General features: G+C 71.5%; 11 protein-coding genes. 3 read left to right on the forward strand and 8 right to left on the reverse strand.

What is annotated here, in order from left to right; all coding sequences use genetic code 11:
* Positions 1-456 (reverse strand): TetR/AcrR family transcriptional regulator (locus DQW85_RS32710; protein ID WP_162795557.1); only part of this gene is annotated, 456 nt, incomplete at its 3' end.
* Between the two features lie 154 nt (positions 457-610).
* Here DQW85_RS32710 and DQW85_RS32715 point away from each other — a divergent pair.
* On the forward strand, positions 611-1,768 hold the full coding sequence (locus DQW85_RS32715; protein ID WP_113703642.1) for a class I SAM-dependent methyltransferase: 1,158 nt from the start codon (positions 611-613) through the stop codon (positions 1,766-1,768).
* A gap of 310 nt (positions 1,769-2,078) precedes the next feature.
* On the opposite strand, the gene DQW85_RS32720 is transcribed toward DQW85_RS32715, so the two are convergent.
* From DQW85_RS32720 to DQW85_RS32740, 6 genes are all read right to left on the reverse strand, one after another.
* Positions 2,079-2,297, reverse strand: coding sequence for a hypothetical protein (locus DQW85_RS32720; protein ID WP_113703643.1), 219 nt, complete (start codon positions 2,295-2,297; stop codon positions 2,079-2,081).
* Positions 2,298-2,311: 14 nt separating this feature from the next.
* On the reverse strand, positions 2,312-2,929 hold the full coding sequence (locus DQW85_RS32725) for a TIGR00645 family protein (RefSeq protein WP_113703644.1): 618 nt from the start codon (positions 2,927-2,929) through the stop codon (positions 2,312-2,314).
* 2 nt (positions 2,930-2,931) lie between these two features.
* Positions 2,932-3,108 carry a hypothetical protein gene (locus DQW85_RS44960; RefSeq protein ID WP_162795558.1) on the reverse strand — a complete coding sequence of 59 codons (177 nt, stop codon included), beginning with the start codon at positions 3,106-3,108 and terminating at the stop codon, positions 2,932-2,934.
* Between the two features lie 180 nt (positions 3,109-3,288).
* A complete protein-coding gene (locus DQW85_RS32730; RefSeq protein ID WP_113703645.1) occupies positions 3,289-3,498 on the reverse strand; it encodes a hypothetical protein in 210 nt (69 codons plus the stop codon).
* Positions 3,499-3,608: 110 nt separating this feature from the next.
* The gene (locus tag DQW85_RS32735) at positions 3,609-4,427 is read right to left on the reverse strand and encodes a DUF1206 domain-containing protein (protein ID WP_113703646.1); all 819 of its coding nucleotides are present in this window, start codon (positions 4,425-4,427) and stop codon (positions 3,609-3,611) included.
* 174 nt (positions 4,428-4,601) lie between these two features.
* Positions 4,602-6,116, reverse strand: coding sequence for a M28 family metallopeptidase (locus DQW85_RS32740; protein WP_113703647.1), 1,515 nt, complete (start codon positions 6,114-6,116; stop codon positions 4,602-4,604).
* 215 nt (positions 6,117-6,331) lie between these two features.
* Here DQW85_RS32740 and DQW85_RS32745 point away from each other — a divergent pair, with 215 nt between their 5' ends.
* A complete protein-coding gene (locus DQW85_RS32745) occupies positions 6,332-6,514 on the forward strand; it encodes a hypothetical protein (protein ID WP_113703648.1) in 183 nt (60 codons plus the stop codon).
* A gap of 130 nt (positions 6,515-6,644) precedes the next feature.
* Here DQW85_RS32745 and DQW85_RS32750 read toward each other — a convergent pair whose 3' ends face one another.
* Entirely contained in the window at positions 6,645-7,745 is a 1,101-nt protein-coding gene (locus DQW85_RS32750) for a sialidase family protein (protein WP_113703649.1), read from the reverse strand.
* Between the two features lie 175 nt (positions 7,746-7,920).
* On the opposite strand from DQW85_RS32750, the gene DQW85_RS32755 reads away from it, so the two are divergent.
* Positions 7,921-9,174, forward strand: a 1,254-nt coding sequence (locus DQW85_RS32755; RefSeq protein ID WP_162795559.1) for an HAD-IIB family hydrolase, incomplete at its 3' end; no start/stop codon positions are given.

Below are 9,174 nucleotides of genomic sequence, written 5' to 3' on the forward strand. Positions count from 1 at the left end.
CCCCGCCTCGGCTCCCGCGCCGTGCCCGCGCTCGCGCAGCCAACCGGCGACGCACGCCCGGAACCCCGTCACCAGGGCGGCCAGCTCGTCGCGCAGCTCGGGCCGGCGGCCGGCCGCCAGGAACATCTCCGCGAGCAGCAGCGAGGCCGGGTCGGCGCCGCCGTAGCGGGAGATCTCACCGAGCAGCCAGTCGAGCCCCGCCTCCACGCTGGGCTGCCGCGACAGCCCAGTCCCCACCTGGTCGAGCATCTCCCGGGCGAAGCCCACACCCGCGGCGACGAGCAGGTCGGACACCGACGCGAAGTGGTAGTGCACCACTCCCGCGTTGACCCCGGCCCGCTGCGCCACCATCCGCGTCGAGACGCCGCTCCACCCGACCTCGCCGATCAGGGAGACGGCGGCTTCGAGCAGGCGCTCCCGGGTCGCCCGCCCTCGTTCGGCCGAGACCTCCGGCACGACTACCTCCTTTTTGGTCATTCGCCCTGGCCGATCGCCTTGGGCGAGTGACCAAACAGTATCACCTGCGACGCCGTCTTGACCGAACCGATGGAATATTCGCAATCCAGGCAGGGGAGGTCCCAGGGCATTCCACGCTTTCGAGGTGTTCGCAATGCTCCCTGCACGACGGCTGCTACGCAGCGTGTTCTACGGCTCCCGCTACGACCGCGTGCCCTGGGGGCAGCGCGTGTACGTACGACCGGGCGAACGGCTGCTCCGCGAGGCACAGTGGTGGTGGCGGGTCCGGCGGACACCCGTGATCTCCCTCGACGACTACCGGTCCGGAAGGCCGCTGGGCGAGATCGAGGAGTTCCTGAGCTGCATGATGTGCGGTGAGCCGCGCCAGCAGCCGATGTTCGAGCCGGAGGGCGGCAGGGAGAGCGGCAAGGGGTGGCGCTACCAGGTGGTGCGCTGCCCGTCGTGCGGCTTCCTCTACCGCAATCCCAACGTGCGGCCCGAACGGCTCGGCGACCTCTACTCCAGCGGCTACAGCGGGTTCCTGAGCGGCACGTACGCGGCCAACCGGCAGCGCCGCTACAACCTCACGATGAACGCCTTCTCGCCGGTGTTCGACGAAGGGATGGGCCGGCGGCTGCTCGACTTCGGCTCGGGCGTCGGGCTGTTCCTCGAACTGGCCGAGCAGCGGGGGTTCGACGCCTACGGGGTGGACCTGTCGCCCGACTCCGTGGCCCAGGCCAACGCGCGGCTGCAGCGGGCGCGGGCCTACTTCGGGGCGCCCGAGGACGTGCCGGAGATCGCCGCGGGCGGGTTCGACGTCATCACCCTCTGGTCGGTGCTCGCCCACCTGCCCCGGCCGCTCCACGACTTCGCCAGGTTCCGCGAGCTGCTCGCGCCCGGCGGGGTGCTGCTCATCCTCACCGTCAACGCCCGGTCCCTGCTGCTCAAGGCGTACGGGCCGGGGTGGAGCGGCTTCACCAAGAACCACCTGATGTTCTACAACTCGGAGACCCTGCGCACGCTGCTGCGCCGTACCGGCTTCGCGGGAGTCGCCTACGCCGCGCACTACGGCGACACGATCGAGGCGGGCACCAGCAACCTGCCCGACTCGCTGCGGCGGCGCCTGTACCGCGCGGTCCAGGCCAGCGACGGCGGCAACATGATGCGCGCGCTCGCCTTCGCCGACGAGGACGCCATCGCGCGCTGGGGCGACCATCTGACGATCCACCGCCTCCAGGAACGCGCCACCGCTCCTGACGAACCGACGGACCTGGACCTGACCGGCTCGACCGGAAGCGGCGCGGCCGCCTGACGCCACCGCCCTCCGGCCCCCCATCCGACCACGGGCGCGGTGCGCGGTCGCCCGCCCCGCAACCGGGTCACCCACCACGTGCTCGGTTCCTCACCACGTGCTCGGGTCCCCCCACGCACCCAGGCGCCCCCACCACGCGCCCAGACCGCCCCGCCACGTGCGTGGCCACTCGGCGGTTGGGGGAGCGCCCGCCCCACGCGGCGCGGTGGGGGCGGGCGCGCGCGAGGCACTGCGTCAGGAGGCAGGCGCCATGGGGCAGGTGACGGACGTCAGGAGGCGGGTCCCGGGAGGCGGGTCCCGGGAGGCGGGGTCAGGCGTCGTCGTCCGAGACGCGGGAGGCGTCCGCGCAGGTGCTGCTGGCTGTGCTGAACATCGGCAGCGCGCCCCCACACGTGCTGATCGGCGCCGACACGGGTTCGACGATCTCGTCGTTGAAGACCACCACGTCGCCCATGAGGGCGGGCTCGTCGGCGTGCGCGGGAACGGACGACAGGGGCCCCGCGAGGGCGAGGGTGAGGGCGGCCGTCATGAAGGCGAGCGCGGCTAGGCGGCGACCCGCTCGCCATCGACGTCGGCCTGTCCGGTGACGGTCCGGTGGGACGCCGAGGGACGGCCGCCCTGCATGATCCGGTCGATCAGCGCGAGCGCCACCGCGGAGACGATGAAGGTCAGGTGGATCAATGTCTTCCATAGGAGCTCCCTGTCCGTGACGGCCGGTCGGGCCGCGTTGATGAAGATCTGGAGGAGGTGGATGGACGAGATGCCGATGATCGCCATGGCCAGCTTGACCTTGAGGACGTTGGCGTTGACGTGCGAGAGCCACTGGGGCTGGTCCGGGTGCCCTTCGATGCGCAGCCGGGAGACGAAGGTCTCGTAGCCGCCCACGATCACCATGATCAGCAGGTTGGAGATCATCACCACGTCCACCAGGCCGAGGACGATGAGCATGACGGTGGTCTCCGCGGGCCTGCCGCCGAACCCGAGCGTGATCAGGTGCAGCAGCTCGGCCATGAACCGCCACACGTACACGACCTGGGCGGCGATCAGCCCCAGGTAGAGCGGCGCCTGGATCCAGCGGCTGAGGAACATGACGTAGCCGAGACGGTTGAGCGGGCCCTGCGGCCCGCTCTGCGCGCCGGCCACCGACAGGAGTGGCCGCATCGTCAGGACGTGAGGATGTTCATGTTGATCCGGTCGACGATGGCCTGCACGTTGAGGCTCGCCGGATCGCCGCTCCCGGCGGCGTGCAGGCCCGCGGTGACAGGGGGTAGGGCGACAGCGGGTACGGCTGCCACGGCCAGCGCGAAGGCGGCCGAGGCGGTGAGCGCTCGGACGTTCAACGGAGCTCCTCCAGGGGATCGCGGGGGTCTCGTCAGGAGATGGCGGTGGGCGTGCGGGTATACGTCTCCACCAGTTGGTGGGTGGCCGTCTCCACCAGTTAGGGGGGCGACCGTCTGCACCGGTCGAGGGGGCGGCGCGGCGTTGTCCACCGCGCCGCCCGTGCGGCCCGGCGCCAGCCGTCAGGGGGCGAGACAGTTGACGCCGGGCACCTCCGAGGGCACTCCCGGGCTGGCCGGATCGACCAGGCCCGTGAGATCGGCGGTGGAGCCGGCCAGGCAGGTGACTGTCGTGACCGGGTCGACCACCGCATGGGAGGCCGGGGAGGCGAGCAGCAGCAGGCCGCCTGTCATCAGCGTGCCGGCGGCCAGCCGGCGAGCGGTGGGGGGCATGGGACCTCCAGGGGGGTTCGGCAAACGGATGACCACCCTGTTGCTACCCAGTGTAATGATTCAGTAACTCTCCGCATTCAACGAAGTTCGGCGCCGCCGTCCCCGGGAGGTCAGGTACGGCGCCAGCGCGCCTCGCCGAAGCAGTAGCCGGCGAACAGCAGCAGCCCGAGCGCGACCACCGCCAGCAGCCACGGCCCGGCCGGGGTGTCGGCGAACGCCCGGAGCGTGGCGTCGATGCCTCCCGCCTTGTCCGGGTCGAAGGTGAGCGCGGCCTGGACGACGAAGATCCCGGCCAGCCCGGCGATGGCGCCTCGGGCCAGGTATCCCGCCACGCCCAACCGCTCCATCACCGACCGGGCCCGTGGCGACATCCGGCCCACGTCGAGGTCCTCCCGGAACTTCTTGGTCAGCCCGGAACGCACCCAGTAGACGCCCAGGCCGACGATGCCGAGGCCGATCAGCCCGACGATCAGCTGCCCGCCCGGCAGGTCGAGCAGCTTCCCGGTCACGTCCTGCGACTTCTTGTCCTCGGACATGGCCCGCCCGGCGAGCAGCACGCTCAGCAGGGTGACCACGATCAGGGCGTACACGCCGGTGCGGAGGACCGCCTCGACGCGGTCGAGGGCCTTGTCACCGCCGAACAGCGCCTCCGACGCCTGCCACAGGCTCAGCGCGGCGAAGCCGGCGACCATGATCCAGAGGACCACGGACCCGAACGGCAGCCCCGCCACCGTGGAGATCGCGCCGCCCTTGTCGGCCTGCCCCCCACCCCCGCCGACAGCGATCTGCACCGCCAGCACCCCGATCAGCGCGTACAGGACGCCGCGGCAGGCCAGTCCCACCCTGGTCAGCCGGGCCAGCGCCGGATGGCGGGCCGCCCGCCGCGCCGCCGCCTTGGCCTGCTGCCCCGCATTCTCCGCCGTGGTCACCGCTCTCCTCCTCAGGCTCGCCGGCTCAGGCTCGCCGGAAGAACAACGAGTTCCCCGGATAACGGCTTCTAGACCTGCGGGGCCGAGGGGGGACACGCGCCCGAGACGCGAAGGAGGGCGCCCGCCACGGCGAACGCCCTCCTCTCTGTCTCCAGGATCAGCCTTTCTCCAGGATCAGCTCGCGGCCTGTACGGCCACGCGGGCCGCCGCGGGAGCGGCCTCACGCTTCGGGATGGACCGGAGGTTGAACGCGTACCTCGCGGTGGAGTCGGCGATCGCGTCGGCGTTCACGTCCAGCGCGGTCGCGTTGATGTTGCCGATGCCGTCGCAGGCCTGGTGGTAGCACTGGTCGTAGGCGACGCCCGCCGTGCCACCGAAGAGGGCGGCCTCCTCGGCCGTCTTCACGCCCTCGGCGCCGGTGAAGATGCCGCCGGACGGGATGCCCACGGCGATGAACGGGCCATAGTCGGAACGGCCGTCGAAGTCGGTGCCCACGTGGCCCAGTTTGCGGCCGTCGAAGAAGGCCTCCAGTTGCTTCTCGATCTGCGCGGATCCGGGCGGGCCCGCCGGGGAGCCGACGCCGTCGGAGTTGTCGCCGTCGTACAGCTTGTAGGCGTAGTTCGGCGAGGCGACCATGTCGAAGTTCAGGTAGAGCCTGATCCGGTCGCGTTCGGCCTTTGACAGGCCCTCGACGTACTGGTCGGAGCCGAGCAGCCCGATCTCCTCGGCGGCCCAGAACGCGAACCGCACCTTGTTGCGCACCGGGAACTTCTTCATCTGCAGGGCCGTCTCGAGGATGGCCGCGCTGCCGGAGCCGTTGTCGTTGATGCCCGGCCCCTCGGTGACGCTGTCGAGGTGCGCGCCGACCATGACGACGTTGCGCGGGTCGCCGAACCGGCTCTCCGCGACCACGTTGTGGTCGGTGCCCAGCTTGAGGGTGGCGTCCACCTTGAGGCGCACGGTCGCGCCCTGGGTCGCGGCCAGCTCGTTGCCGACGGCGAAGTCGGCGAACACCATCGGCACGCCGGCCCGCCACTCGCCGATGTCCAGCGGGAACGCCTCGGTGCGGCCCGTCTGGCCCTCGTTGAAGACGATGATGCCGGACGCTCCGGCGAAACCGGCGTTGCGGATCTTGGTCGCGAAGGCGCACGTGCCGCGCTGGATCAGCGCGATGCGGCCCCGGACGAAGCCATCGAAGTCCGACGTCTCGCAGCCACTCGTGGAGGTGGGCGTGGGGGTCGGCGGGAGCTTGAGGTCCACGCCCTGCACCTGCGCCGTCACGTCGCCGGCGGGTGAGGGCTGGAAGGTGTAGAAGTCCTCGTTCGGCGTGTACGTCTTCTGGCCCGGCGCGGTCAGGGACAGCGCGGGCGGGCTGTTCTCGGTCCAGCTCTGGACGAAGTTGATCGGGTCCAGCGTGACCTTGTAGCCGGCCCCGCGCAGCTTGCCGGCCACGTAGTCGCGCGAGGCGGCGTAGCCGGGTGTGCCCGCCGCCCGGTTGCCCCCGTTGGCCGTGGCGATCGCCTGCAGGGCGTCGAGGTGCTTCTTGACGTTCGCCCCGGTGACCTGTTTCGTCAGGAGCCTGGCGAAGGCCTCGTCGATCGTCTTCGCCTCGGCCGGGCCGGTCAGGGCGAGCGGCAGGGCGATCGCCGTAATCAGGGCAGCGGCGCCCTTGAAAACGGATATGCGCATATGACTCCTCCAACAACATAAATGGCCGCAAGATCCCCCGAGGCAGCCTTATTGGAAGGTATCCCCACGCGCAGGAAACGGCTAGGGCCCGATTACGAATACGATCGGCCATGAGTCGGCGACATTTGAGATGCGGCGGGCATACCGCCCCGCTGACATGGACCTGTCGGCTGCGGGCAGGGGTCCTTACCGGCAAGCCACACGCAGGAGGACCCATGTCAGAGGCCGACGACCGCCCTCTCGCCGACCGGCGCGAGGATCCCCAGATGTACGAGGACGCGGACTTCGGCGAGGAGTTCGCCCCCTCCCCCACCGACCCGGCCAACCAGCCGGAGCAGGACCCTCAGGACGAGGTGTACGGGGAGGACGAGGGCTACGAGAAGCCCACCGAGCCGTGACCCCGACGCCGTCCACGGCACGGGCTCACGGCCTGACAGGCGACCATTACAGAACGGGCATCCGATCCGGTGTCCGTAAGTGGATTTCGGGTGTCCGAACCATCGAGAATGGCGAATCGGAAAACCCCGATCAGGCCAGCTCGGCGACCGGAATGCGGCGGAAGGCGATCCTCGCGTACGCCCCGAAGTCGCCGGTCTCGAACAGCAGCCCCACGGTGCCCGCGTCCACCGGCACCAGGTCCGAGTAGGCGGCCGGCAGGCCGGACACCGTGTGCGCGGGCCGCCAGGTGACGCCGCCGTCCCGGCTCGCGCGTACCGTCATCACAGCCCTCGCGTCGGGGATCCCCGGCCCGGAGAACAGGAGCACACCTGGCTCGTCCAGCCACAGCACGCTGCCCTCCACCACCGGGCAGACCAGACCGGCCTGCGGGCGGAACGGCAGCTCGAGGCTCTGGCCGCCGTCGGGCGAGTAGGCGTCGGCCCTGGTGCCGGGCGCGGTGGAGTCGGTGCGGGTGTTGAGGTAGAGGCGGCCGTCGGGCAGCTCCGTGGCCGTGGTCTCGTTGACGTTGACGTAGCCGTCCGGGTTGTCGTCGACGTACCCGATGCGCCAGGTCTGGCCGCCGTCGTCGCTCAGCAGGGCGTGGCCGCCGTTGTACTTGGCCTCGGTGCCGTTGTCGCCGCCGGTCGGCGGCAGCGAGTGGTTGGCCGGGACGACGACGCGGCCCGCGTGCGCGCCGTGCCTCAGCTGGACGGCGTGGCCCGGCGTGGTGGCGTACCAGCGCCACTCGGGGCGCTTCACGCCGGCGGTGATCTCGCGCGGCGCCGACCAGGTGACGCCGTCGTCGTCGCTCGTCTGGACGTACACGCGGCGGCCCTGGGCGGCGGGCACCTGGCCCCGCCTGATCTTGTCCTCGGTCGCGGCCGGCCCGTTGCGCACCGAGACCAGCACGATCCTGCCGCCGGAGGTCACCACCGGGGACGGGTTGCCGACCGTGCCGCGGTTCGGCTCGCGGCCCACGACCTGGAGCGGGCCCCAGGTCCGGCCGCCGTCCGTTGACCGCCTGAGCACCAGGTCGATGTGGCCGTGGTCGTCGGCCGAGCCGCGCCTGCCCTCGGCCAAGGCGAGCACGGTTCCGGCCTTCGTGACCACGGCCGCCGGGATGCGGAAGGTGTGGTAGCCGTCCGTGCCCGCGCGGAAGGGCACAGACGTGGGGTAGCGCTCCGTCTGCATCGGGCCAGCATGGCCGCCCGCCCCTGCGCCGCGGTGTCCACGCGGTGTCCCCCGGATTGCGGCGCCGCCAACCGGCGGTGACCGCTTCCGCTACGCCGGTGGCGCCCGCTCCCGTGACGCGCCCGGTGGCGCGGACGGACCTTTCGACCGCCCGCTCCCGGGTAGGGGCGCGCTCATGAGATACCACGTGCTCGCCTGCGACTACGACGACACCCTGGCCACGCGGGGCACGGTGGCCGACGAGACGGTCAAGGCACTGGAGCGGGTCTCCCGCTCGGGCCGTCGTCTCTTGCTGGTCACCGGTCGCGAGCTGGACGACCTGTTGCGGGTCTTCCCGCACGCCGACCTGTTCGACCTGGTGGTGGCGGAGAACGGCGCGCTGCTCTACGACCCGGCGCAGCGCACCAGGGACGCCCTGGCCGGAGCGCCTCCGGAGGAGTTCGTGGAACGGCTGAGGCGGCAAGCGGTGACCCCGCTGGGCGTCGGCCAGGTGATCGTGGCCACCCGCGAGCCGTACGACGAGCAGGTGAACGACGCGATCCGCGAGCTCGGCCTGGAGCTACAGGTGATCAGGAACAAGGGCGCGGTGATGGTGCTGCCCCCCGGCGTGAACAAGGCCAGCGGCCTGGCCGCCGGGCTGGAGCGGCTCGACCTGTCGCCGCGCAACGTGGTCGCGGTCGGCGACGCCGAGAACGACCACGCCTTCCTGTCCGCCGCCGAATGCGGTGCCGCCGTCGCCAACGCCGTTCCGTCCCTGCTGCGGCAGTGCGACCTGCCGCTCGGCGGGAGCGGCGGCGAGGGCGTGGTGGAGCTCGCCGAGCTGCTGCTGTCAGGAGAGCTTGACGAGCGCGACGTGCCCCGCCGCGACGTTCCGCTCGGGCAGGGCGTCCACGGAGAGGTACGGCTCCCGCCGTACGGGACGGGGCTTGTGGTGGCAGGTCCGTCGGGCGGCGGCAAGTCCACCGTCACCACCGCGCTGCTCGAAAGACTCATCGAGGGCGGCCACCAGTGCGTGGTGATCGACCCCGAGGGCGACTACGCGGAGTTCCCGGAGGCGGCCCTGCTCGGCGAGCCGGACCGGCCGCCGAGCGCCGAGGAGGTGCTGCGGCTGCTGGAGTCGCCCGAGCGCAGCGCCGTGGTGAACATGATCGGGATGCCGTTGCGGGACCGGCCGGCGTTCTTCACCGAGTTGCTCCCCCGGCTCACCGCGCTGCGCACCGCGCTCGGGCACCCGCACTGGGTCGTGGTCGACGAGGCGCACCATCTCATGCCTGCGGAGCTGCAAGAGGTGCCGATCAAGGATGCGCGCGATCTCGGGTCGCTGCTGATGATCACCGTGCACCCCGAGGCGCTGAGCCCGGCCGCGCAGCGCCTGGTCGGCGGCGTCATCGCGGTCGGCGCGCGGCCCGGCCGCACGCTCGCCGCGTTC

It is taken from the genome of Nonomuraea lactucae, assembly GCF_003313395.1.
GTDB classification, from domain to species: domain Bacteria; phylum Actinomycetota; class Actinomycetes; order Streptosporangiales; family Streptosporangiaceae; genus Nonomuraea; species Nonomuraea lactucae.